The organism is Clostridium sp. MT-14 (assembly GCF_042436595.1).
Taxonomy (GTDB): Bacteria; Bacillota; Clostridia; order Clostridiales; family Clostridiaceae; genus Clostridium_B; species Clostridium_B aromativorans.
In genome coordinates, this window is sequence record NZ_JBHMIY010000015.1 from 19,301 (window position 1) to 42,678 (window position 23,378).

Annotated in this window: 23 protein-coding genes and 1 riboswitch; of the genes, 22 read left to right on the top strand and 1 reads right to left on the bottom strand. The window is 33.7% G+C overall.

The genetic code is table 11. The features are described from left to right. Positions 1 to 7: 7 nt before the first annotated feature. The 9 genes from rpsI to ACFHWD_RS11620 all read left to right on the top strand — a co-directional run bounded on the left by rpsI (position 8) and on the right by ACFHWD_RS11620 (position 8,584). Entirely contained in the window at positions 8 to 400 is a 393-nt protein-coding gene (gene rpsI / locus ACFHWD_RS11580) for a 30S ribosomal protein S9 (protein WP_150355394.1), read from the top strand. A 157-nt stretch (positions 401 to 557) separates the two neighbouring features. Beyond that, complete coding sequence (cwlD, locus tag ACFHWD_RS11585; RefSeq protein WP_150355393.1) at positions 558 to 1,265, top strand: N-acetylmuramoyl-L-alanine amidase CwlD; 708 nt, start codon at positions 558 to 560, stop codon at positions 1,263 to 1,265. Positions 1,266 to 1,481: 216 nt separating this feature from the next. Further along, positions 1,482 to 2,456: a GntR family transcriptional regulator gene (locus ACFHWD_RS11590; RefSeq protein WP_150355392.1), complete on the top strand. Its 975-nt coding sequence runs from the start codon at positions 1,482 to 1,484 to the stop codon at positions 2,454 to 2,456. A 161-nt stretch (positions 2,457 to 2,617) separates the two neighbouring features. Further along, positions 2,618 to 3,346: a tetratricopeptide repeat protein gene (locus tag ACFHWD_RS11595; protein ID WP_150355391.1), complete on the top strand. Its 729-nt coding sequence runs from the start codon at positions 2,618 to 2,620 to the stop codon at positions 3,344 to 3,346. A 39-nt stretch (positions 3,347 to 3,385) separates the two neighbouring features. After that, the gene (gene ptsP / locus ACFHWD_RS11600) at positions 3,386 to 5,002 is read left to right on the top strand and encodes a phosphoenolpyruvate--protein phosphotransferase (protein WP_229981518.1); all 1,617 of its coding nucleotides are present in this window, start codon (positions 3,386 to 3,388) and stop codon (positions 5,000 to 5,002) included. 154 nt (positions 5,003 to 5,156) lie between these two features. Next, entirely contained in the window at positions 5,157 to 5,924 is a 768-nt protein-coding gene (locus ACFHWD_RS11605) for a DUF4652 domain-containing protein (RefSeq protein WP_150355389.1), read from the top strand. Beyond that, positions 5,917 to 7,128, top strand: coding sequence for a tol-pal system YbgF family protein (locus ACFHWD_RS11610; RefSeq protein ID WP_150355388.1), 1,212 nt, complete (start codon positions 5,917 to 5,919; stop codon positions 7,126 to 7,128). Before ACFHWD_RS11605 ends, ACFHWD_RS11610 begins: the two co-directional genes overlap by 8 nt. A gap of 168 nt (positions 7,129 to 7,296) precedes the next feature. Continuing rightward, positions 7,297 to 7,614: a thioredoxin gene (gene trxA, locus ACFHWD_RS11615; protein WP_150355387.1), complete on the top strand. Its 318-nt coding sequence runs from the start codon at positions 7,297 to 7,299 to the stop codon at positions 7,612 to 7,614. Between the two features lie 103 nt (positions 7,615 to 7,717). Further along, on the top strand, positions 7,718 to 8,584 hold the full coding sequence (locus tag ACFHWD_RS11620; protein WP_150355386.1) for an NAD(P)/FAD-dependent oxidoreductase: 867 nt from the start codon (positions 7,718 to 7,720) through the stop codon (positions 8,582 to 8,584). A gap of 99 nt (positions 8,585 to 8,683) precedes the next feature. Here the strand turns inward: ACFHWD_RS11620 and ACFHWD_RS11625 are convergent, their stop codons facing one another. Beyond that, a complete protein-coding gene (locus ACFHWD_RS11625; RefSeq protein WP_150355385.1) occupies positions 8,684 to 9,208 on the bottom strand; it encodes a cell wall hydrolase in 525 nt (174 codons plus the stop codon). A 3-nt stretch (positions 9,209 to 9,211) separates the two neighbouring features. After that, positions 9,212 to 9,341, bottom strand: a riboswitch (cyclic di-AMP (ydaO/yuaA leader). Positions 9,342 to 9,465: 124 nt separating this feature from the next. Between ACFHWD_RS11625 and cdaA the strand changes: the two genes are divergently transcribed. The 13 genes from cdaA to glmS all read left to right on the top strand — a co-directional run bounded on the left by cdaA (position 9,466) and on the right by glmS (position 23,354). Continuing rightward, positions 9,466 to 10,317, top strand: coding sequence for a diadenylate cyclase CdaA (cdaA, locus tag ACFHWD_RS11630; protein WP_150355384.1), 852 nt, complete (start codon positions 9,466 to 9,468; stop codon positions 10,315 to 10,317). Next, a complete protein-coding gene (locus tag ACFHWD_RS11635; RefSeq protein ID WP_150355383.1) occupies positions 10,284 to 11,531 on the top strand; it encodes a YbbR-like domain-containing protein in 1,248 nt (415 codons plus the stop codon). The genes cdaA and ACFHWD_RS11635 overlap by 34 nt, the downstream gene beginning before the upstream one ends. Further along, entirely contained in the window at positions 11,521 to 13,110 is a 1,590-nt protein-coding gene (locus ACFHWD_RS11640) for an NAD(P)/FAD-dependent oxidoreductase (RefSeq protein ID WP_150355382.1), read from the top strand. The genes ACFHWD_RS11635 and ACFHWD_RS11640 overlap by 11 nt, the downstream gene beginning before the upstream one ends. A 90-nt stretch (positions 13,111 to 13,200) precedes the next feature. Then, positions 13,201 to 14,286: a butyrate kinase gene (buk, locus tag ACFHWD_RS11645; RefSeq protein WP_378061984.1), complete on the top strand. Its 1,086-nt coding sequence runs from the start codon at positions 13,201 to 13,203 to the stop codon at positions 14,284 to 14,286. A 48-nt stretch (positions 14,287 to 14,334) separates the two neighbouring features. Next, a complete protein-coding gene (gene buk / locus ACFHWD_RS11650; protein WP_378061986.1) occupies positions 14,335 to 15,411 on the top strand; it encodes a butyrate kinase in 1,077 nt (358 codons plus the stop codon). A 206-nt stretch (positions 15,412 to 15,617) separates the two neighbouring features. After that, positions 15,618 to 16,280: an ATP-binding protein gene (locus ACFHWD_RS11655; RefSeq protein ID WP_150355379.1), complete on the top strand. Its 663-nt coding sequence runs from the start codon at positions 15,618 to 15,620 to the stop codon at positions 16,278 to 16,280. A 144-nt stretch (positions 16,281 to 16,424) separates the two neighbouring features. Next, positions 16,425 to 16,634, top strand: a complete 210-nt coding sequence (locus ACFHWD_RS11660) for a 4Fe-4S dicluster domain-containing protein (RefSeq protein ID WP_150355378.1) — start codon at positions 16,425 to 16,427, stop codon at positions 16,632 to 16,634. An 18-nt stretch (positions 16,635 to 16,652) separates the two neighbouring features. Then, on the top strand, positions 16,653 to 17,723 hold the full coding sequence (locus ACFHWD_RS11665; protein ID WP_150355377.1) for a 3-methyl-2-oxobutanoate dehydrogenase subunit VorB: 1,071 nt from the start codon (positions 16,653 to 16,655) through the stop codon (positions 17,721 to 17,723). Continuing rightward, a complete protein-coding gene (locus ACFHWD_RS11670) occupies positions 17,723 to 18,472 on the top strand; it encodes a thiamine pyrophosphate-dependent enzyme (protein WP_378061989.1) in 750 nt (249 codons plus the stop codon). Before ACFHWD_RS11665 ends, ACFHWD_RS11670 begins: the two co-directional genes overlap by 1 nt. Before the next feature lies 1 nt (position 18,473). Beyond that, positions 18,474 to 19,004, top strand: a complete 531-nt coding sequence (locus ACFHWD_RS11675) for a 2-oxoacid:acceptor oxidoreductase family protein (RefSeq protein ID WP_150355375.1) — start codon at positions 18,474 to 18,476, stop codon at positions 19,002 to 19,004. 145 nt (positions 19,005 to 19,149) lie between these two features. After that, a complete protein-coding gene (gene glmM / locus ACFHWD_RS11680) occupies positions 19,150 to 20,502 on the top strand; it encodes a phosphoglucosamine mutase (protein WP_150355374.1) in 1,353 nt (450 codons plus the stop codon). 184 nt (positions 20,503 to 20,686) lie between these two features. Continuing rightward, positions 20,687 to 20,887 (top strand): DUF4177 domain-containing protein, encoded by a 201-nt coding sequence (locus ACFHWD_RS11685; protein WP_150355373.1) that lies wholly within the window; start codon positions 20,687 to 20,689, stop codon positions 20,885 to 20,887. A 640-nt stretch (positions 20,888 to 21,527) separates the two neighbouring features. Next, on the top strand, positions 21,528 to 23,354 hold the full coding sequence (gene glmS, locus ACFHWD_RS11690) for a glutamine--fructose-6-phosphate transaminase (isomerizing) (RefSeq protein WP_150355372.1): 1,827 nt from the start codon (positions 21,528 to 21,530) through the stop codon (positions 23,352 to 23,354). Positions 23,355 to 23,378: the final 24 nt, after the last annotated feature.

Here is a 23,378-nt window from a genome sequence, read left to right on the forward strand (position 1 = left end):
ATAAAAAATGGCTAAAGTTCAATATTGCGGAACAGGAAGAAGAAAAGAATCAATAGCAAGAGTTAGACTTGTACCTGGAGAGGGTAAAGTAATTATAAATAAAAGAAGTATAGAAGATTATTTTGGATTGGAAACTTTAAGAGTTATAGTTAATCAACCATTTGAATTAACTTCAACTGCCGGTAAGTTTGATGTTCTGGTGAATGTTCATGGTGGAGGCTTTACTGGCCAGGCTGGAGCTATACGACATGGCATATCAAGAGCGCTGTTGAAAGCAGATGAAAATTTAAGATTAGAACTTAAAAAAGCAGGCTTTTTAACTAGAGATCCTAGAATGAAAGAGAGAAAGAAATATGGTCTTAAAAAGGCCAGAAGAGCTCCACAATTTTCAAAGAGATAATGGAATTATGTCTAAGCTTCTAGAGGTAAAAGGTATTCTTACTTTTATCTCTAGAAGCTTTTTAATTTAGTGTAAATTTTATTAATATTTCTTAAAGATGTAGGTAAAGATATATAGTAAAGCTTTCAGACTATTATAAGGAGTTGATATAAGTGGTATGAAGGAGAAAAAAACCAATTTTACTATATTGTTAATATTATTACTTACATTTAGTATTGATATTTTCAGTTCTGCCAGGGTTTTAGGAAGCTATGACACTGCTGCTGGATGCGATAATAAAAATATAATTCTCATAGATCCTGGACATGGAGGTATTGACAGCGGTGCGGTATCAAAAGATGGAGTGATGGAAAAGGAAATAAATTTAAAAATAAGTAATAAACTTAAGAATAAGTTAACAAAAAGAGGTTATAAAATATTTATGACTAGAGAAGGGGACAATGGTCTTTATACTGAAGAAGGTAGAGTTAGAAAGAAAAAAATTGAGGATTTAAATAACAGATGTAAATTGAAAGAAAGTACAAAATGTGATATGTTTATAAGCATACACTTGAATATGTTTCCTCAATCTAAATATTATGGGGCACAGGTATGGTATTCAAAAAATGAAAATAGTAAAAAACTAGCTGCTATCCTTCAGAACAATTTAATTAATGATTTAGATAAAAACAATAACAGAAAAGAAAAAGCCGCATTGAATTCATATAAGGTACTTAGATGCAAATACGATATACCTTCTGTATTGATAGAATGTGGTTTTTTATCTAATGCTGAAGAAAAGAATAAATTGATTAAGGATGAATATCAAGATAAAATAGCAGAATCTATAGCTAAATCTATTGATAAATATTATATTTCTAATTGAGATTTCGTCAAATTAAAAAGAGCAGGTTTTAAATCTGCTCTTTTTAATAAGCTTAATTTCTAATTGTGGAATTAATGAGTTCCAAGTAAGGTCATTATAGTGATTTTTCTGAAGATTGTAAATTAATGCAAAACAGCTAATTGATTTTTACCCTGCATTATGGTATTCTGTAGGTAAAGCAATGTTTTAAGCTATTAATTTAGTGATTTTGGGGTGATGATTATAGAGATTAAAATAGATAAAGACAGTGAAATACCACTATATTTGCAGGTAAAAAAGACAATAATGAATTTGATAAACCGGGGTAAATTGAAAGTAGGAGAGAAAATGCCTACAGAAAGGGAACTGTCCGAAAAGCTTAAAGTGAGTAGAAATACTGTGAGTACAGCTTATGATGAATTAGAACAAGAGGGGGTCTTAAAGTCCTATCAGGGAAGAGGAACTTTTGTGGCGGAGGAAGCTAATCCCTGGAAAGCTCAGGATATAAGGCAGAAAATAATGAAATTTATTGATCTTGGATTTGAAGAGGCAATAGAATCTGGGATGGATGCTAATGAGTTTTTGGAAATTGTGATTCAAAGAGTAAGAGAAAAGAAAGAACTTATGAGTAAAATAACTGCTGTATATGTGGAATGTAATATTGAACAATCCAGAATGTTCAGCAAACAGATCATGGAAAGTACAAATATGAATGTAATTCCATTTACTCTTGATGATATAAGAAATATAAGTGATTCTACTAAAAAAATTATAGAAAAGAGTCAAGTTATAATAGCAACCTTTAATCATGTCAATGAAGTTGTTAAATTGACTAAAAGATTTCAAAAGGAAATAATAGGAGTGGCAATAAATGTAGATTTGGAAACCATAGTTAAGATTGCCAGGTATTCTGAAGGTACTAAGTTTGCATTTATATGTATCTCGAATGAATTTATGTTTAAAGCCAGGGGTGCATTAGAAAAAGCCGGGCTTGGAAATATAGACATTCAATTTACTAATTCTGCAAATGAACAGGAAATTATAAAGATTATAAATGATGCAGATGTTCTTATAGTATCACCAGGAAGGTATAGAGATGTTCAGCGGCACAATGTGGACAATAAATGTATAATGAAGTTTTTATATAGTCTTGATGACAATTCAGTTAAAGCATTAAAGTCAAAGATAATTGATCTTAAATATCAAAAGTGAAACTAATACAATTAGAAGAATGTATTGGTATAATTTGAACTTGTAAACTTCTCATAGAGAAAGTATAATATAAATAACCATATAGTCAATGCATAAATGATAAGTGTTCCAGATGATAATTGTTCTGAAATACTTATTTGCGTTTTTTAGGAGGAAAGTACATGGCTTATAAAAATAGGAAGGGCATAGGTACAAAATTATTTGGAAGATTTTCTCTAAAGACTAAGGTGATAATATTTTGTATCTTATGTATTTTTGCTGTGGTTTTGGTTATGAAGACTTCATATTGGAATAATAAAAATAAAGCTGCATTGGAAAATACACGTAAAGATGTCACTCAGGACACTGTGATAAAAGATAGCAATAATAACACTGGTGCAGCTGAGAATAAAGAGAACGAACACAACAAATTGGAAGAAGAGTGTAAAACTGCAGAGGAGTTTTTTAGAAATAAAGAATATTCTAAAGCTATAGGTAAAGCAAATGAGATTATAAGTCAAAATAATGAATTCTACAAGGCTTATAATATAAAAGGAATTGCACTTTGTTACAGCGGTAACTATGAAGAAGGAATGAAAAATATAGATAAAGCTCTTGAACTTAATCCTGATTTTGGCTATGCGCGATTTAATAAGGCGCTTGCCTATGAACTTTACGGCAAATATGATGATGCGCTTAACTGGTATGATAAAGATCTCGAAATAGAGAAATATATTTGGAGTTATTATGGAAAAGCCAGTATATATGGGAGGCGAGGAGATGTTCAAAATACGGTTAAATTTCTTAAGATAGCTATAGATATGTCTTCAGATGTTAAGGATATAGCGAAAGATGAAAAAGATTTTGAACCAGTGAAAAATTCAAAAGAATTTCAAGACTTGCTTAAATAGTATAATTTAATAAAATAAAAGATCTTAGGAGAGAAACTTATGAAAAAAGGTATACCTGCTTCTAAAGGTTATGCAATAGGTAGTGTACTCATAAAAAGGGAAAGCAAGATAAATGTAAAAAAAAGGTATGTAAAGGACGTCGATAAGGAAGAAAAAAGATTTCAGAAAGCTCTGGATTTATCCAGAAAGCAGCTTGAGAAAATAAAAATAAAATCTGAAAGGGAAATGGGAAGGGATAAAGCAGAAGTATTTGAAAGTCATATCATGCTTTTAAAGGATGAAGAATTTACAGGTGCTGTGAAAGTGAGAATAAAAACAGATCATATAAATGCAGAAGTAGCCCTTTATGAGGTAGTAAACTCTTATATGAAAATTTTTAATTCCATGAAAGACGAATACATTAAGGAAAGAGGTGCTGATGTAAAAGATGTTGGAGATAGAATATTTGCCAACCTTACAGGACGTGGATCTTTTTTGAATAAAATTAAAAATGACAAAGTGGTAATAGTGGCTCATGATTTGACACCTTCGGATACTGCACAGCTGGATAAGAGCAAGATATCAGCATTTGTTACAGATATTGGAGGCAGGACTTCACATAGTGCTATTATGGCCAGGACTCTTGAAATACCGGCGGTAGTAGGTACTATGAATATAACGGATTTAGTTAAGGATGGAGATATTGTGATTGTAGATGGCGTTGAAGGCAATGTTATAATTAATCCTGATGAGAATACAATAAAAGAGTACAAATCTAAAATAAAAGTTTATAATATGGAAATAGAAAAGCTTAGGCCTCTAAGAGATGTGGAGACCATTACGAAGTCAGGTAGAAAAGTAAAAGTTCTTGCCAATATAGGTAAACCTCAAGATGTGGAACAGGTATTGAAAAATGGAGGTGAAGGTATAGGACTTTTTAGAACAGAATTCTTATATATGAATAGAGGAGATATGCCGCCAGAAGAAGAACAATTTGAAGCTTATAAATATGTAGTGGAAAAAATGGGAAACAAACCTGTGGTTATAAGAACTTTAGATATAGGTGGAGATAAGAAACTTTCTTATCTGCTGCTTCCTGAAGAAATGAATCCTTTTTTGGGATACAGGGCCATAAGACTTTGTCTCGACAGAGAGGATATATTTAAACCTCAATTGAGGGCAATGCTCAGGGCATCGGCTTTTGGAAATTTAAAAATAATGTTTCCCATGATAAGCTCTGTAAAAGAATTTTTACAGGCTAAGAATGTATTAAGGCAATGTATGGAGGAACTTGAAGAGGAAAAACTGGAGTTTAATAGAAATTTGGGAACTGGAATAATGATAGAAGTACCATCTGCTGCCTTAGAGGCAGCAGAATTGTCTAAATATGTGGATTTTTTTAGTATTGGAACTAATGATTTGATACAGTATACTTTAGCAGCAGACAGAATGAATGAAAAAGTATCTTATCTGTATGATCCAATGCATCCTGCCGTATTAAAGCTCATAAAAAATACTATAGATGCTGCCCATAGGAGAGGAAAACCATGTGCAATGTGTGGCGAAATGGCGGGAGATGAAAATTCCATACCCATTTTAGTAAAGTATGGCTTAGATGAATTTTCCATGAGTGCCTCCTCCATGTTGAAAGCCAAACAGATTATAATGGAAAATTAATTTTAAAAACTACTGATATATTTATGAATATCGGTAGTTTTTAGTATATATTTATTATGGTATAATTTAATTAAATATCCAATTGAGCTGTGGTTTTCCATATGTCTATAATATAATGCACGATTGTGTTACTTTGTATTGGGAGGAATATTATATGAAAATTAAAAAATTTGGTTATTTAATATGTATACTATCAGTCATTTTAGCCATGGGGTTTACTGGATGCTCTGACAGCAAAAACAACTCTGATTCTACAAAAAATGTATCTAAAAATAATTCCACCGGTTCTGAGAAAACTAACTCAAATAGTACAAGCAATGAGAATAGAGAAGTTGAAAAGCCCAAAAACAGTATAGAATCAAATACTGTTGCTAAGAATTCAGAAGGAATAAAATTTTCAAAAAAGGAATTGAGCAGTGATACTAAAATAAATTTTAATACTCCCTGGAAAAGCTCTGAAGATGGAAGTTATAGTGCTTGCATAGAGGGAAAAGGTAGCAGTGCATTGGAAGAGGGACAGGGAAGAATAATAGTAAAAAATGGACAAAAAATTTACAGTTTTCAAATTGAAGGGAACACTGCAATATCTCCTAAATATTTGGAATGGGCTGACAGTGAAAATATTTTTGTCATTATAGGATCTTCTCATGGCACGATGTCAAAAGGAGGAGATTTGTATATGTTAAATGTAGGTAGGAATGAAGTTGTACTGTTGATAAAAACACCTAGTAAAAAACAGCAGATAATATCCGTACAAAAAAGTGGAAGTAATGTAAATCTAAAAGTAAATGTATATGATGATGATGCATACAATAAATCTCATGTAGAAGATTGGGTCATCAATTCTTTTAATACAGAATTAAATGGCGAAATGGAAGTAAAAAATTCTGATGGGAAAGTGGTATATAAAATAAATGAATAAGTCTCAAAAAATATATAATAAGGCTCTGGATAAATATAATAAGGGATGTATAAAACGCTCATTAGAATTATGTGATAAAAGTATATCTATAAATATAAAAAATAAAGCAGCTATTAACTTAAAGGGACTTTTACTATATTTGAAAGGTGACTTATTGAATGCAAGAAAAATTTGGAACATGAATTATAAAGTCAACAATGATGAAGTGGCTCAAAAATATATTGAAGGCTCGAAAGATGATGATACAAGATTTGATCTATATAAAAGAGCTCTAATGTTAATCAAAGAATTGAGAATAAATGAAGCATTGATGCTGCTTGAAAAATGTGCTGAAAGTGATTTTAATTATATCGAAGTAAATAATTGCAGTGCACTGTGCCACATAAAAAGAGGCAGCTACAATAAGGCACTGGAGAAGATAAATAATGTTTTTAAAGTGGATGTGGATAACCCTCAGGCAAAAAAAAGTATGAAATTGCTTAAAGACATGGATGTTATAAAAAAAGGATTAAATATAAAAAAAGTAGTATGTATTTTTGTAGTTGTTTTATTTGCAGCATCTCTATGGTGGGTGTGTATTTACAGTGGTAGATTGAATTTTAGAAATAATTCTGAAAGCAAAGATAATGTGGTCAAAGTGGAAAAAGTGAAAAATAGTTTAAAAAACAATCAAAACGTAGGCAATGTGGATGTTTTTCCGAAGAAAAATATGGAGAATTATATACAGAATAAAGATTATAATTCTATGTACTTGCAATTTGTTAAATGGAAAGACAAGAAGCTAAATCCGAATGATAAGAAAATTCTATTAACAGCTTATAAGATCCTAAGTGAAGATGGATGTTTGTATTTTTATAATTTAGGTAGTAAATATTTGGACAGTGGAGATCATAATAATGCTGTTTCTTATTTTAAGAAAGCCTATGTAGTTGGAACTAAAAGTTATTTATACCCTCATATAACATATTTCCTTGCAAGGTCTATTGATTTATCAGGAGATTCTAGCAGTGCATTAAAGTATTATTCTCAGTATGATAAGAGCTTTTCTGAGGGAAGCTATGAAGATACAGTTTTGTATAGGCTTGCTGTTCTATATAAAGGTATGAATATGAATATATCCAAAAATTATGCCCAAAAATTAGTAAATAAATATCCAACATCCATTTACAATAATTCTGTAATAGACGATATTTTAAATGGTTAAATAAAGACTAAAAATTAGTTACTAGACAAATAATAAAATTGTTATCTAAATTTGATGAAGCACTGCTATTTTCAACCTTAAAGAAAAAATGAGAAATTACAGTGGCTAATCATTCAGGTAAAATATAATTAGGGGAAATATCCCTATAATTTGTAAGGAGGAAGAATAATGGTAGAAGAAATAAAGGATTCAGATTTTTCCAGCTCAATTAAAAATTCATCTACTCCTGTAGTTGTTGATTTCTGGGCTTCTTGGTGTGGACCTTGTAAAATGCTGTCACCTGTAATAGAGGAGGTTTCAGATGAAATGCAGGGAAAAGCAAAGTTTTTTAAGCTGAATGTAGATGAAAACCCAGTTACTGCAGCCCAATTCAAAATTGCCAGTATTCCAACTGTCATGGTATTTAAAGATGGAAATATAGTAGATAAGTTTATTGGATTTAGACCAAAGGATACTATAAAAGATGTTTTGAAAAAACATGTTTAATTGTGGATAGTTGTCAAAAATCTAAACATGCTAAAATGACAAATTGACACTGTTGATTTGTCATTTTAATTATAGCGGTAAATGGATCAGGAGGTGTATACAAGTGGATTCTAGATATGATATTGCCATAGTGGGCAGTGGGCCAGCAGGACTTTCTGCAGCAATCAATGCTAAGATAAGGAATAAAAATATTATTCTCTTTGGAAATGCGGAACTTAGTGAAAAGCTGGTGAAAGCTGCCCAAATCAAAAATTATCTTGGACTTCCAGATATAACGGGACTGCAGCTAAAAGATAAGTTTGAGAAACATATAAAATCTATGAATATAAATATAATTTTAGAGAGAATAAATGAAATATATGCCATGGGTGAATATTTCGGCCTTATGGTCAACAAAAAAATGTATGAGGCAAAAACTATTGTATTGGCTACTGGTATTGAATATACTAAACCTTTAAGGGGAGAGGAGAAGTTTTTGGGAAGAGGGGTAGGGTATTGTGCTACTTGTGATGCTCCTCTATATAAGGGAAAGATTGTGACTATTATAGGATATAACAAAGAAGCTGAGAAAGAGGCTAACTATGTAAATGAACTGGTTAAAAAGGTCTATTATGTACCTATGTATAGAGATAAATTAAAATTGGATGGGGATATAGAAGTAGTAAGAGGCAAAGAACTAGAAATATATGGAAAAGAAAAAGTGGAAAAGGTACTTTTGAAGGATAGAGAAATAATTACAGATGGAGTATTTGTATTAAAGGACAGTATTTCACCGGCACAGCTTGTTCCAGGAATTGCTATGCAAGATAATCATGTGAAAATAGACGTAAATATGAATACGAATATACCAGGGTGTTTTGCAGCCGGAGATTGTGCCGGAAAACCCTATCAATACATGAAAGCTGTGGGCCAGGGGCAGATAGCGGCGTTAAATGCCGTTTCGTATTTAGATAATTTAAGTGATTCATAATTTCAAATTACAATGAAAAGTTAATGGTGAATTGAATAAATAAGTTTTATAAAAAAGTGTACTTCTGCAAGTTTATTTTGCAAAAGTACACCTCTTTATTTAATTTACTACAAAAAATACGTGATTTCCTATAGATTTGACATTTTTTTTGCGTATATTTTTCATCCATTGAGATGTAGCTATTTTAGGATTATAGAAAAAAATAGACTTATTAGTTGGATCTACTCCTTTTAATGCCTGTAAGACTGCATTATAACTATCTTTGTTTGCTACTACATCTATAGTTCCATTTCTGACACAGGAAAAAGCTCCTTTTTGTGTTACTACTCCCTTTACTGTTTTTGGGAATTCCGGATATTGTAATCTGTTGAGTATTACAGAAGCCACTGCCACCTTACCTTCAAAGGGTTCACAATTACTTTCGGCATAAACTACCTTAGCCATTAAATTTACATCATCTTGTGTTATAGGTATCTTTTGGTCAGAGTAGTTAAATACCTGTACAACCTCCTCCTGTTCATTAAATAAAGTGGAGTTTGCATTGTTGAGAGTACATGAGCTTACATTCTGTAATGGCATAAATAGCATCAAAAAGAGAATAATAAAATAAAAAAATTTTTTCAAATCAAATCATCTCCTTATTACCGGCGGGGTTAGCTGACGGGTTCGGTAAAGGCATAACCTACGTATAATACGATTCACCCCAATATTACTGGTTTCCCCGTGTTTTTTATTTAAACTTAGGTCAATGATATTGTACCCATTTATTAAAATAAAATACATTTTATTAAAATTTTTTTAAAATACTTTAAAGTATTGATATAAACAATATTAAATAGTGTATAATTATTAAGAGATATTTTTATAGGACGGTGGAACGGGTGGAATTATTGCAAATAATAGTTAATTCAGTAAGGAATATAAGTTTGTGGTCTATTGTGGATATATTAGTGGTATCATACATACTTTATAAAGTGTATATGCTTATAAAAGAAACTAGAGCCGAGCAGCTCTTAAAGGGAATTGTGCTTATAATATTTCTTATACCCATAAGCAGCTTTTTTCATTTGGTAATGCTTAACTGGATACTTACAAAAACGCTGACTATAGGTGTTCTTTCTTTTGTTATTATATTTCAGCCTGAAATTCGCCGTGCACTTGAACATCTTGGAAGAACAGCCTTTAATGATAAACATATATTACAGGATGAAGAGGTAATGGAAAGAGTTGTAACAGAAGTTGTAAATTCTGTAGATAATTTATCGAAGAGCAAAACAGGAGCTCTCATTGTAATTGAACAGATTACAGGACTTGAAGATATAATAAATACAGGGACTAAAATAGATGCTGTAGTATCTTCGGCTCTTTTAGAGAATATATTTGTAGTAAATACACCTTTGCATGATGGGGCAACTATAATAAGAAATGACAGAATAGTGTCAGCGGGGTGTTTTTTGCCTCTTACAAATAATAATGAATTGAATAAAAAATTAGGTACAAGACATAGAGCAGCCCTTGGTATATCAGAAAATTCTGATGCCCTGATTATAGTAGTTTCTGAGGAAACAGGAACTATCTCTTTTGCCGTTAATGGAAAATTAATAAGGAATTATACTAAGGATAGACTTAAAAAAATTCTTATTAATATAATGAAAAGAAGATTTCAAAAAAAGTTCACATGGAGAGAGAGGGTGATTGAGTGGAAGAAGAAAATAAAAAGAACCAGATCTTAATAAAAGTATGCTGTGTTATTGCTGCATTTATCTTATGGTTATATATATTTAATATAGAAAACCCTATGACAGAAAGAAAAATTGTAGTTCCTGTAACTATAGTAAATAAAAATGTACTTGCTCAATCAAAGCTTGTTCAGGTGGGTAATGAACAGCCTAATGTATCTCTCGTAATAAAAGGAAATGCTTCTGATGTATATTCAGTAAGGCCCAGTGATTTTCAATTGAACTCGGATTTAAGTGCTTATGTTATGAAAAAGGGAGAAAATAATATACCGGTAACTGTAAAAAAGAGCCCCAGTAATATAAGTATAATAAATAATCAAAATTTATGGATAAAAATACAGTTAGACGAATTAAAGGAAAAATTTGTATCCATAAAAATAATACTAAGAGGAAAACCCAAAGAAGGATATTATGCTCTAGATCCTGTCTTGAAAACAGAAAAAGCAAAAATAAGCGGTGCTCAAGATTCAATAAATGCGGTGAAATATGCTGCAGCTATATATGATTTAAAATATGCTCAAAATGACATAAGTACAACATTATCGCTTCAACCTCAAGATGTATCTGGAAATTTAATAAAAGATACCAGTATAAGTCCTTCTGCTGTTAAGGTTGTCATACCTATTGGAAAAATAAAAACCGTTCCAGTAAATATTAAAGTTCGTGGTAATTCTATAAATGGTTCGGAAACTAATTTGATGACTGCTGTGCCGGATAAGGTAGATATAGCTGGCAATGAAAGTGTGATAAAGAATATAAGTGGAATAGATACAGAGCCTGTTGATTTAAGCAAAATAGGAAGTGCAGAAAGTACACAGATCAAGTTAGTAGTTCCAGAAGGGGTAAAATTAGTAAATAGTGATGGAGTGATACAATTAAAATTGAATTCGAGTACATTTAAAGTTGATGGGGAATCGCAGAGGCAATTAAATTTGAATATACTTGTTAGGAATTTAAGTGACAATTATACAGCCAAATTGAGCAGCGGGAGTGTATCGATAGTAGTTTCTGGATCTGATAGTATTCTGAATAATCTAAATGAAAATAGTATAGCTTGCTTTGTAGATGCGGATTCGATGGATGAAGGGGTTCACTCCGCCAATGTAGTGATATCTCTACCTCAGGGATTGACATTAGTATCTCAAAATCCGCAGAGTGTGAATTTAGAAATAAGTAAAAAAACGTCGGAGGGACAAAATGGCCATTAGAATTAATAATTTGATTATGGGTATAGATGGAAATTTAGAAGAATTGAAAAGTAAATCTGCAAAAAAACTTAGAATAAGTAAAAGTGATATTGAAAAATTTAGAGTACTGAGAAGATCTATAGATGCCAGAAGAAAGAACAGTATAAAATTTAATTATTCTGTAGAAGTAGTATGCTCAGCAGAAAAAAAATTAAAGTCAGTGGATAAAGATGTAATAATAGAAGGAAGAACTGTACGATGGAAAATAATTCCGGGGAGAAAGGAAATGGATTCCAGACCTGTAGTTGTTGGAATGGGGCCTGCAGGTATGTTTGCAGGCCTTCTTTTGGCAAGAAAAGGATACAGACCGCTTATAATAGAAAGAGGGGAAAAAATTGAAGATAGAGCAAAAACAGTAAATAGATTTTGGACCACCGGCAAGCTGAATTTAGAATCCAACGTTCAGTTCGGAGAGGGTGGAGCGGGTACTTTTTCCGATGGCAAATTGACTACTAGAATAAAGGATAAAAGATGTGATTTTATTTTGGATACATTTTCGAAATATGGTGCCCCTGATGAAATTACATATGATGGCAAGCCTCATATAGGAACAGATAACTTAAAAATTGTGGTTAAAAATATAAGAAATAAAATATTAAAATTAGGGGGAGAAATACTATTTAACAGCAGGCTGGAGGATTTAATGATAGAAAACAAAAAATTAAAGGGTCTAATTGTAAATGGAAGTGAAATTCCCTGCAGCAATTTAATACTTGCTATAGGACACAGTTCTAGAGATACATATGAAATGCTTTTTAGAAGAAAAGTATTCATGGAGCCCAAAGCTTTTGCTGTAGGTGTTAGGGTGGAGCATTCACAGCACATGATAGATATAAGTCAATATGGGAAATTTGCAGGGCATCCTAAATTGGGCCCTGCAGATTATAGGCTTACATATAAATCTAAAAGTGGAAGAGGGGTCTACAGTTTTTGTATGTGTCCTGGAGGAGAAGTTGTATCTGCGGCTTCAGAAGAAGGGGCACTTGCGACTAATGGAATGAGCTATTATAAGAGAAATCTTGATAATGCAAATTCTGCTGTGGTAGTAACTGTTGATGAGAATGATTTTCAAGGTAATTCCCCTCTAAAAGGTATGGAATTTCAAAGATATTATGAAAGGTTAGCGTACAAATTAGGGGGAGGAAATTACGTTGCTCCGGTGCAGTTGATCAGGGATTTTATAAGGGAGAAAATTTCTACTGGATTTGGTGAAGTAAAGCCTACTTACAGACCGGGATATGAGTTTAGAGATTTAAAACAGTGCCTTCCATCAAAGGTAGTTATAGGATTGAAGGAAGGTTTTATCTACTTTGAGAAGAAAATACCCGGATATGCGGAGGGTGATGGAGTAATAACAGGTATTGAAACTAGAACTTCTGCGCCTGTTAGAATACTTAGAAACAATAGTTTTGAAAGTATATCCTTAAGTGGACTATATCCCTGTGGAGAAGGTGCAGGATATGCAGGGGGTATAGTATCTGCTGCAGTAGATGGTATTAAGGCAGCGGAAAGCATAATTGAAAACTATAGACCTTTCTGAGCAGTTGTGGGTATACTGGTACGTTTTCTTTTTAATATATATCTGGTAAAATGTGATTGTTGAAGAATATATTTTACGGGGGTATTTTATATGGACAATATTATACTGGTAATTAATCCTGGTTCTACATCAACTAAAATAGCATTATTTGAAAATGAAAAATGTAAAATTTCAGATAATATATTACATGATGTGGATAAAATAAAAAAGTTTAAAAGCATATATGCTCAAAAGGAAATGCGCACTGAAGTTGTATTAGATTGGCTTAGATCCAACAATGTAGTATTAAACAGATTGTCTGCTGTAGTAGGGAGAGGAGGGCTGCTGCGTTCTATGCCTGGAGGAACCTATAAGGTCACGCAGAAAATGCTGGAGGATCTGAAGATAGGTTATCAAGCACAGCATGCCTCTAATTTAGGAGGAATTATTGCAAATATAATAGCCCAAAAAGCTGGCGTACAGGCATTTATAGTGGATCCAGTAGCAGTAGATGAAATAGATGACATTTCAAGAATATCAGGCATACCACAGATTGTAAGAAAATCTCTCGTTCATGCGTTGAATACCAAAGCCGTTTGTAGAAAAGTATGCCGTAAGTTTCATAAAGATTTTGACAGAAGCTCTTTTGTGGTTGCACACATAGGTGGAGGCATATCTGTATCTCCTGTTAAGAATGGAAGAATAATTGATACAAATAATGCCAATGAAGAAGGGCCTTTTTCACCAGAAAGAGCAGGGACTCTGCCCTGTGGAGATTTAATAGAATTGGCCTTTAGCGGTAAATACACCCGTGAAGAACTGAGAGAGAAAATAGTAGGTAGGGGAGGACTTGTAGCTTATTTGGGAACTAATAATGGTAAGGAAATAGCAAATAGGATTGAAAATGGGGACAAAAAGGCTAAATTCATACTTGAAGCAATGGCATATCAGATTGCTAAGGAAATAGGGGCCATGTCAGTGGATCTTAATGGACAAGTAGATGCGGTAATATTAACCGGAGGAATGGCTTATAGTAGAGTTCTTACGAATGTCATAAAAAATATGGTAGCTTTTATTGCCCCTGTTGAAATAATACCAGGTGAACTTGAAATGCTGGCCTTAGCTCAAGGGGCGCTAAGAGTACTTCAGGGAAAAGAAAGGGTAAAAATTTATGATGAAGAGGTATCTTTTACATAGGTACATATTATCAATGAAACGGCCAATAGGATTTTGAGGAGGGAAAATATGGAATACAGAATTTTAGTGATTGATCCTGGTTCTACATCTACTAAAGTATATGTTTGTGAAGGTAAAAAAGAGATATTGAAAGAAACTATAATGTATTCATCATCTTACATAAATAAATATGATAGAGTTTATGACCAGTTTCAGTTCAGAAAAGAAGATGTATTAAAAATATTGAGGAAAAGAAGTTTTGATTTAAATACCTTAAGTGCAGTTGTTGGGAGGGGTGGTCTTTTAAATCTTAGAGAAGATAAAATTTATAGGATAAATGAAGCTATGATAGAGGATTTAAAAGTGGGGATACAGGGTGAACATGCTTCAAATTTAGGAGCTATAATAGCAGATAGTATAGCAGGCCCTTTGAAAATACCTGCATTTACAATAAATTCAGTTACTGCAGATGAATTATGGGACATAGCGAGGATATCAGGCATGCCTGATATAACTAGGAAAAGTAAATTTCATGCTTTGAATCAAAAAGCGGTAGCGAAAAAATATGCTGCTGATATAGGTATGGATTATGCAGATTTAAATTTGATAGTTGCTCATATGGGCGGCGGAGTCTCAGTAGGGGCACATAAAAGAGGGAGAGTTGTAGATGTAAATAATGCATTGGATGGAGATGGACCATTTACTCCAGAAAGAGCTGGTGGAATTCCGGTAGGAGATCTGGTAAATCTTTGTTATAGTTGCAAATATAGCTACCACAAGATGAAGAGAATAATAGCTGGAGAAGGTGGAATGGTGGCTTACCTGGGTACAAATGATTTTAGGAAATTGGAGATGATGGTGAATATGGGAGACAAAAAGGCCCGAATAATTTTAGATGCCTTTATACTTCAAGTATCCAAAGAAATAGGAAAATGTGCAGCGGTTCTTTCGGGAGATGTGAATGCTATAATTTTAACAGGCGGCATAGCCTACAGCGAAAATGTGGTAAATAAATTAAAAGAGAGGGTATCTTTTATCTCATCTGTGATTTGTATTCCTGAAAGATATGAGCTGTTGGAACTGGCACAAGTGGGATTTAGAGCTTTGAATGGAGAAGAAATTAAAGAATATAAAATAATTAGTTAGAAATGTGAGAAATTTGTGATATAATATATTTAAGAAAGTATAAAAAAATCATATGAATCTTTAATTGACAGTTATTATTCATATTTTTGATAATTATCAGGTATTTTAAATGTTTTGCCTAAAGGATAGAATTGTTTTATGCTCTATATGAAACCGTTTACCAGATGCGCAACGTTGGGTATAAGTTCTTCAAATGAGGTGATAAAATGAGTAGAATTAAGATATTTACAGGTCATTTTGGAAGTGGTAAAACTGAAATAGCTATTAATTCTGCAATAAATACTGCAAATGAAAATAAAAAAACAGCAATAGTAGATTTAGATATAGTAAATCCATACTTTTGTACAAGAAGTTTGAAAAATGAACTAGAAAAAAAAGGTGTAAGAGTTATATCATCAGATCCTAATCTATTGAACGCAGAATTGATGGTAATACCTGCTGAAGTGCTTTCAGTATTCAATGACAAAAGCTATCAGGCATTTTTTGATGTAGGGGGAGATGACCAAGGAGCTGTAGCACTTGGACAATTTAACAGATTTTTCAATAGTGAACCCTATGATATGTATTATGTAATTAATAACAAAAGACCGTTGACCTCAAATGAAGAGGATACTGAAAGATATATAAAATTCATAGAAACTTCATCTAGATTAAAAGTAACTCATCTCATTTCAAATAATAATTTGTCCTATGAAACTACTGTATCGGATATACTGGAAGGGGATAAACTGGTTGAAAAATTATCTGGCAAATTGAAAATTCCCCATGCATATACTGTATGCAGGAAGGATCTAGCAGATGAAGTTCAGGGTAAGATAAATACAAAAGTATTTCCTATAGATATTTATATGAAGACACCCTGGGAATAGGATATTTGGAAATTAGGTATTTTAAAACAATCAATATGCTAGAAATAAAATTCATATAAAGTTAAAGGTGTTAAATTTATTATCTAGAGACATTACAATCAATTACAATTATTTAATAGCTAAATTTTTAGGAGGGGATTTCTCATGCCAAAAGTAACTTTTAGGGAAGAGAGATGCAAAGGCTGTGGACATTGTATAGAAGTCTGTCCAAAAAAGATTGTGTCATTTTCCACCAAGTTAAATGCAAAAGGGTATCATCCGGCTACTGTTCCAGAAGATAAAATGGAAGAATGTGTAGCATGTGCATCTTGCGCTAGAATATGTCCAGACTGTGTAATAACTGTTGAAAAATAATAAGGAGGTAGGCTTTTTATGGGAAAGAAGGTATTAATGAAGGGCAATGAGGCCATAGGTGAAGCAGCTGTAAAAGCAGGATGTAAAGCTTTTTTTGGATATCCCATTACCCCGCAAACAGAAGTCGCAGCTTATATGTCCAAGGTTATGCCAAAGATAGATAGAGTTTTTATTCAAGCTGAAAGTGAAGTAGCTGCTATAAACATGGTTTATGGTGCAGCTGGTAGTGGTGTCAGGTGTATGACATCTTCAAGCTCACCTGGAATTAGTTTGAAGTCAGAAGGTATATCATATATTGCAGCAGCGGAATTACCCTGTCTTATTATGAATATAGTAAGAGGAGGTCCAGGCCTTGGAAGCATACAGCCAGCTCAATCAGATTATTTTCAGGCGACAAAAGGCGGTGGACATGGAGATTATAATATGCCCGTATTTGCACCAGCTTCCATACAGGAAATGATAGATTTAATACAGGATGCCTTTGACGTGGCTGATATGTACAGGACTCCCTGCATGGTAATGGGAGATGGAATGCTCGGACAGATGATGGAACCTGTGGAGTTTAAAGAAAGACCACAGAGAAAATTACCTGAGAAAACCTGGGCAGCTAATGGCCTTAATGGAAGGAAGAAGCATAATATTATAAACTCCCTGTACTTAGCACCTGAGGAATTAGAGAAACACAACAACAAACTTCAAGAGAAATTTAAGAGGATAAAAGAAAATGAAGTTAGATATGAATTGTATAATTGTGATGAAGAATGTGATCTGATATTAGTGGCATATGGAACTACATCGAGAATATGCAAGAATGTAATTAAGATGGCTAAAAAAGAGGGAATAAATATAGGATTGATAAGACCGATAACCTTGTGGCCGTTCCCAGTTGAAGCTTTTGAAAAAACTATAGATAAGACAAAACATGGTTATCTGTCTGTAGAGATGAGCTGTGGCCAGATGGTCTATGATGTAAAGTTGGCAGCTAACGGTAGAAAACCAGTAGATTTTTATGGAAGATCTGGAGGTATGGTTCCAGAACCTTCGGATATTTTAAAAAAGGTTAAGGCCATGATAGGAGGGGAAAAATAATGACTGTAGTATATGAACCACCAAAATCACTGCTGGATGTGCCGACACATTACTGTCCAGGGTGTACTCATGGAGTAATCCACAAATTAGTTGGAGAAGCAATAGACGAGCTTGGGATATTGGACAAAACTATTGCAGTTGTACCAGTAGGATGTTCAGTTCTAGCCTACAATTATTTTGCCTGTGATGTATTTGAAGCGTCCCATGGAAGAGCACCGGCAGTTGCTACAGGTGTAAAGAGAACTAATCCTGATAGTGTAGTATTTACTTATCAAGGGGATGGAGATTTAGCAGCTATAGGTACTGCAGAAATAGTTCATGCAGCTACAAGGGGAGAAAATGTGACTACTATATTTGTGAATAACTGTATTTATGGTATGACTGGAGGTCAAATGGCTCCAACCACTTTACCGGGACAAGTTACTGAGACTACTCCTTATGGAAGAGATACAAAAATAGCTGGATATCCAGTGAGGGTTTCTGAAATGATATCCACCCTTACAGGAGCATGTTATGTGGAGAGAGTTTCTGTAGATACTATACCTCATCTTTTAAAAGCTAAAAAAGCTATAAAAAAAGCATTTCAAAATCAATTGGAAGGAAAGGGATTTTCACTGGTTGAGGTTCTTTCAATATGCCCTACTAACTGGGGACTGTCGCCTAAAGAGGCAATGCAGTGGTTGAGAGATAACATGATACCATACTATCCTTTAGGAGTAAAAAAAGACACTACTGAGGAGGTGAAGTAAGGTGGCATCACAACAGATTATTTTTGCAGGATTTGGTGGACAGGGTATTTTGTCTATGGGTAAATTCTTGGCTTATGCAGGTATGGATGCCAACTTAAATGTTTCCTGGCTTCCTTCTTATGGACCTGAGATGAGGGGCGGGACAGCTAACTGTTCTGTAATATTGACCAATGAGGATATAGGCTCTCCCATAGTTTTGAGGGCGGATAGTATAGTTGTAATGAACAGACCTTCTCTAGAAAAATTTGAAAACTCTGTAGAACCTAATGGTATAATAGTAATGGATTCGGATTTAATAGATATTATGCCAAAGAGGAAAGATGTAAAGATCATAGCGATCCCGGCTCAAAGTCTAGCAGAAAAAATAGGGAGCAAAAAAATAGCTAATATGATTTTGTTGGGAGCCTTAGTAAAAGAAACTGGAATAGTTTCTATGGATCAATTGCTCAGTTCTTTAAAAGATCATGGAAAAGAGAAATTCTTTGAATCCAATAAGGCAGCTGTGGAAAAAGGTATTGAATTTGTGAAGTAGGCTTTTGTTAAAGCACTTTATTGAATGCCATTTTGGTTATTTAATAAGGTGCTTTTTTAAGTTATGGAAAAGTACGTTGTGGAAATATTTTTAATGTAATATAATATAAAAAGACAAATTAACTTTTAATAAGTGAGGTATTAGTATGCAGAGAATGTTTGGCACTGACGGTGTAAGGGGAATTGCAAATGGGGAATTGACTTCAGAATTGGCTTATAAATTGGGAAAAGCAGGAGCCTATGTATTGACGGAAGCAGTACATAAGCCTAAGATACTCGTTGGAATGGACACCAGAATATCTGGAGATATGCTGGAAAGTGCATTGGTTTCAGGTATACTTTCCATAGGAGCGGAGGCCATTTGCATTGGAGTAATACCAACACCAGCAGTAGCTTATTTGACAAGAAAATATAAAGCAGATGCGGGAGTAGTGATTTCAGCCTCTCATAATCCTGTGGAATACAATGGCATAAAATTTTTTAATGGTTCAGGATATAAATTATCTGATGAACTAGAAGATAAAATACAGTACATAATTGAAAGTGATTTTAAGGGAATATCTGTGCCTTTTGGTGCGCAAATAGGAAGAAAGATAGTTGAAAAGGAAGATGCATTGAAAAGCTATGTGGATTTTGCAAAATCAACTATTGATGGAGATCTAAGGGGATTGAAGGTTGTGCTAGACTGTGCCAACGGTGCCTCTTATAAGACTTCTGTAAGGGCTTTTGAAGAATTGGGAGCTGAATTAAAAGTTATAAATAATAATCCGGATGGAATAAACATAAATGACAACTGCGGTTCTACCCATCCTGAGCAACTTATGAGAACTGTAGTGGAATCAGGATTTGATTTAGGGCTTGCCTTTGACGGAGATGCGGACAGATGTATTGCTGTGGACGAAAGAGGAAATCTCGTAAATGGAGATTTTATTATGGCTATAATAGGGAAAAACTTAAAGGAACAGGGCAAGTTGTATAAAAACACTGTGGTGGTTACTGTTATGAGTAATATGGGACTTGATATAGCACTTGAAAGAGAAAAAATGAATACAGTAAAAACCAAGGTGGGAGACAGATATGTGCTTGAGAAGATGGTGAAGGAAGGATATAAATTAGGCGGAGAGCAATCGGGACATATAATCATGCTGGATTATAATACCACAGGAGATGGACTTGTCACTGCACTGCAGATATCCTCCATAGTTAAAAAAAGCGGCAAAAAATTATCCCAGCTTGCTTCCATGATGAAGAATTTGCCCCAGGTACTGGCAAATGCAAAAGTGTCTAATGACAAAAAAAACATATATGAAGAAGATGCAGAGATAATAAAAAAAATAGAAGAAGTAAAGAAAAAGTTAGATGGCTGTGGGAGAGTACTGATAAGACCTTCAGGAACAGAACCACTTGTCAGGGTCATGCTGGAGGGAGAAAATCAAAATGAAATAGATAAAATTGCTCGTAATTTAGCTGAAATGATTCAGCAGAAGGCCAGTTTGTGAAACATTAAAAAATATATAAATTTTAATACACTGCTGTAAAATACTAAGCAGTGTATTTTTATTTTTTAATTAAATATTTTTAGCTCTATTATAATGTAAAATTGGGAAGTATATTAATTAGAGACCTAAATGATTTTTGCCTATTTTAATGCTAATATATGATATTTGGAGGAGTTATAGAGAAATGGTATGGGAATATAAAGTATTTACAGCAGAGAATTTTCTGGGTTCAGATGATGATTTGACTTTAGAAGAAAAATTGAATAAATTTGGTAAAGATAATTGGGAATTTTCAGGAATTATACAAAAACCATATACCACACTGGGTAAAGATTCCAAAGTGGACGGCGACTGTATAATATTTAAAAGGCGTATAGAAAATTAAATTACAAAGAATTAGATTAGGGCAAAAATCATTTGGTCAAAAATTTAAACACTATTATAAACTATGTTAATACAAAATTAATAATTGAATTTAATATGTATTTACATAGTATGATCTTAGGAAACGACCATATTTCAAGATGATTTAGAATAAATTCCATATTGAGGATGCATATATTTCACAATTGCGATAGTTGACAAAAAATTAAATTAAATAATATAATGTATTGATGACAGATTTGAGGTTGTCAATTATATTAAAGGCAGGTGGTTATTAGTTAGTAGTAATGTAACAAAAGCGCCAGAACTTAAGTTCGACTGACCAAATCGAAGATTTGGAGTCTCACTTGAGTTGACGAGGATGGGGAGTATCGAATCTTCGGCGGGTGCCCCACGGTATCGCACTACCGTTAACAACTGATAAAACCAGGAAGCAATTTCTGATACAACATCAGTTTGGTGTAAAAACCTTTAATAGGAGTCGAATATGCGATTCCAAAAGTACGATTTCCTGAAAAATCAATAATAATTCGGGTTTTATTTGATTATGACTTTTTGATTTCATATTGAAAGAAACTACCGTGTTATTAGTGGAGAATTGTGCTGTATTTAATATATTAAATATTGAAAGGAAGATTAATATGTGCGGAATAGTTGGATTTGTTGGAAAAAAACAGGCATCACCCATTTTAATTGAAGGTCTTAGCAAACTTGAATACAGAGGATATGATTCAGCAGGAGTTGCTATAATAGATAAAGATCACATCAATGTGGTGAAGTGTAAGGGAAGACTTAAAAATTTGGAAGATAAATTGTCAAAACATCCATTAAAGGGTATAGTTGGAATCGGTCATACAAGGTGGGCGACCCATGGTAAACCCTCTGATTTAAATGCACATCCACATAACAGTCAGGACGGAACAATAAGTGTAGTTCATAATGGTATAATAGAAAATTATGTACAACTTAAAGAGTGGCTCACATCCAAGGGATATAAATTTATATCTGAAACTGATACAGAAGTTATTCCACAACTTATAGAATATTTCTACAATGGAGATATAGTAGAGGCGGTCATGAAAGCAATATCAAGGATAAGAGGAAGTTATGCCATCGGGGTTATTTGCTCGAAAGAGCCTGGAAAACTGGTTGCAGTGAGAAAAGACAGCCCCCTTATAGTGGGTCTTGGTAAAAATGAATACTATATAGCATCGGATATTCCGGCTGTGTTAAACCATACGCGGGATATATATCTTTTGAATGAAAATGAATTTGTGGTTATAACAGAAGATGGTGTGAAACTTTTATCTGAAGATAAGAAAGAAATAAAGAGGGATGTTTATCATGTTACCTGGAGTGCAAATGCTGCCGAGAAAGGTGGATTTGAGCATTTCATGATGAAAGAGATACATGAACAGCCAAAGGCTATAAAAGATACTATGACATCCAGAATCATGCTGGGAAAGCCTGTAACTTTAGATGATATAAAAATAACAAAAGAACAAATTAAAAATATAGATAAAATATATATAGTGGCCTGCGGAACTGCATACCATGCGGGAATGGTTGGAAAGTATGTGATAGAAAAACTGGTGAGAATGCCTGTAGAAGTGGATATTGCTTCAGAATTCAGGTACAGGAATCCTATAGTAAATGAAAGAACTTTGATGATAATAATAAGCCAGTCTGGAGAAACTGCTGATACCCTTGCAGCCTTGAGAGAAGCAAAGAAGCAGGGTGCCAGGGTAATAGCCATAACAAATGTGGTGGGAAGTTCTGTATCCAGGGAAGCGGATGATGTGCTCTATACCTGGGCGGGTCCTGAAATAGCAGTTGCTTCTACGAAGGCATATGTAACCCAGCTGATTGCAATTTATATAGTAGCTCTCTTTTTCGCGCAGCATAAGGGGACCATTAGCACAGAAAAAATAGAAAAGATAAAAGAGGAAATGCTTTCCCTGCCTGTGAAGGCGGAAAAAGTGCTTGCAAATAAAGAGATCATCCAGGAGTTTGCAGAAAAAACCTACAAAAAGGAAGATGTATTTTTTTTGGGAAGAGGCCTTGACTACGCTGTTGCATTGGAAGGATCCCTGAAACTGAAGGAGATATCTTATATCCATTCGGAAGCTTACGCCGGCGGCGAACTGAAGCACGGTCCTATAGCGTTGATTGAAGATGGAACTGTGGTGATTGCAGGGGCTACACAGGAGAAACTGGTTGAAAAGATGGTAAGCAATATCAAAGAAGTGACTACCAGGGGAGCTAAGGTTCTGGCTTTTGCTTTTGAGGGAAACAAGAATGTTGAGAAGGCAGCTGACTCTGTCATATTCCTTCCCAAGACACTGGATATATTTGCTCCGGTACTTGCGGTAATTCCACTTCAGCTTCTGGCCTATTATATTTCCATAAAGAAAGGCTGCGATGTGGATAAGCCTAGGAATTTGGCCAAGTCCGTTACAGTAGAGTAGACTATAATGGTGGATAGTTGCTTT

What these genes read in the sequence shown, in the direction of transcription:
- rpsI (WP_150355394.1), top strand. Translation starts at nt 8, where the DNA reads ATGGCTAAAGTTCAATATTGCGGAACAGGAAGAAGAAAAGAATCAATA.
- cwlD (WP_150355393.1), top strand. Translation starts at nt 558, where the DNA reads ATGAAGGAGAAAAAAACCAATTTTACTATATTGTTAATATTATTACTT.
- ACFHWD_RS11590 (WP_150355392.1), top strand. Translation starts at nt 1,482, where the DNA reads ATGATTATAGAGATTAAAATAGATAAAGACAGTGAAATACCACTATAT.
- ACFHWD_RS11595 (WP_150355391.1), top strand. Translation starts at nt 2,618, where the DNA reads ATGGCTTATAAAAATAGGAAGGGCATAGGTACAAAATTATTTGGAAGA.
- ptsP (WP_229981518.1), top strand. Translation starts at nt 3,386, where the DNA reads ATGAAAAAAGGTATACCTGCTTCTAAAGGTTATGCAATAGGTAGTGTA.
- ACFHWD_RS11605 (WP_150355389.1), top strand. Translation starts at nt 5,157, where the DNA reads ATGAAAATTAAAAAATTTGGTTATTTAATATGTATACTATCAGTCATT.
- ACFHWD_RS11610 (WP_150355388.1), top strand. Translation starts at nt 5,917, where the DNA reads ATGAATAAGTCTCAAAAAATATATAATAAGGCTCTGGATAAATATAAT.
- trxA (WP_150355387.1), top strand. Translation starts at nt 7,297, where the DNA reads ATGGTAGAAGAAATAAAGGATTCAGATTTTTCCAGCTCAATTAAAAAT.
- ACFHWD_RS11640 (WP_150355382.1), top strand. Translation starts at nt 11,521, where the DNA reads ATGGCCATTAGAATTAATAATTTGATTATGGGTATAGATGGAAATTTA.
- buk (WP_378061984.1), top strand. Translation starts at nt 13,201, where the DNA reads ATGGACAATATTATACTGGTAATTAATCCTGGTTCTACATCAACTAAA.
- buk (WP_378061986.1), top strand. Translation starts at nt 14,335, where the DNA reads ATGGAATACAGAATTTTAGTGATTGATCCTGGTTCTACATCTACTAAA.
- ACFHWD_RS11655 (WP_150355379.1), top strand. Translation starts at nt 15,618, where the DNA reads ATGAGTAGAATTAAGATATTTACAGGTCATTTTGGAAGTGGTAAAACT.
- ACFHWD_RS11660 (WP_150355378.1), top strand. Translation starts at nt 16,425, where the DNA reads ATGCCAAAAGTAACTTTTAGGGAAGAGAGATGCAAAGGCTGTGGACAT.
- ACFHWD_RS11665 (WP_150355377.1), top strand. Translation starts at nt 16,653, where the DNA reads ATGGGAAAGAAGGTATTAATGAAGGGCAATGAGGCCATAGGTGAAGCA.
- ACFHWD_RS11670 (WP_378061989.1), top strand. Translation starts at nt 17,723, where the DNA reads ATGACTGTAGTATATGAACCACCAAAATCACTGCTGGATGTGCCGACA.
- glmM (WP_150355374.1), top strand. Translation starts at nt 19,150, where the DNA reads ATGCAGAGAATGTTTGGCACTGACGGTGTAAGGGGAATTGCAAATGGG.
- ACFHWD_RS11685 (WP_150355373.1), top strand. Translation starts at nt 20,687, where the DNA reads ATGGTATGGGAATATAAAGTATTTACAGCAGAGAATTTTCTGGGTTCA.
- glmS (WP_150355372.1), top strand. Translation starts at nt 21,528, where the DNA reads ATGTGCGGAATAGTTGGATTTGTTGGAAAAAAACAGGCATCACCCATT.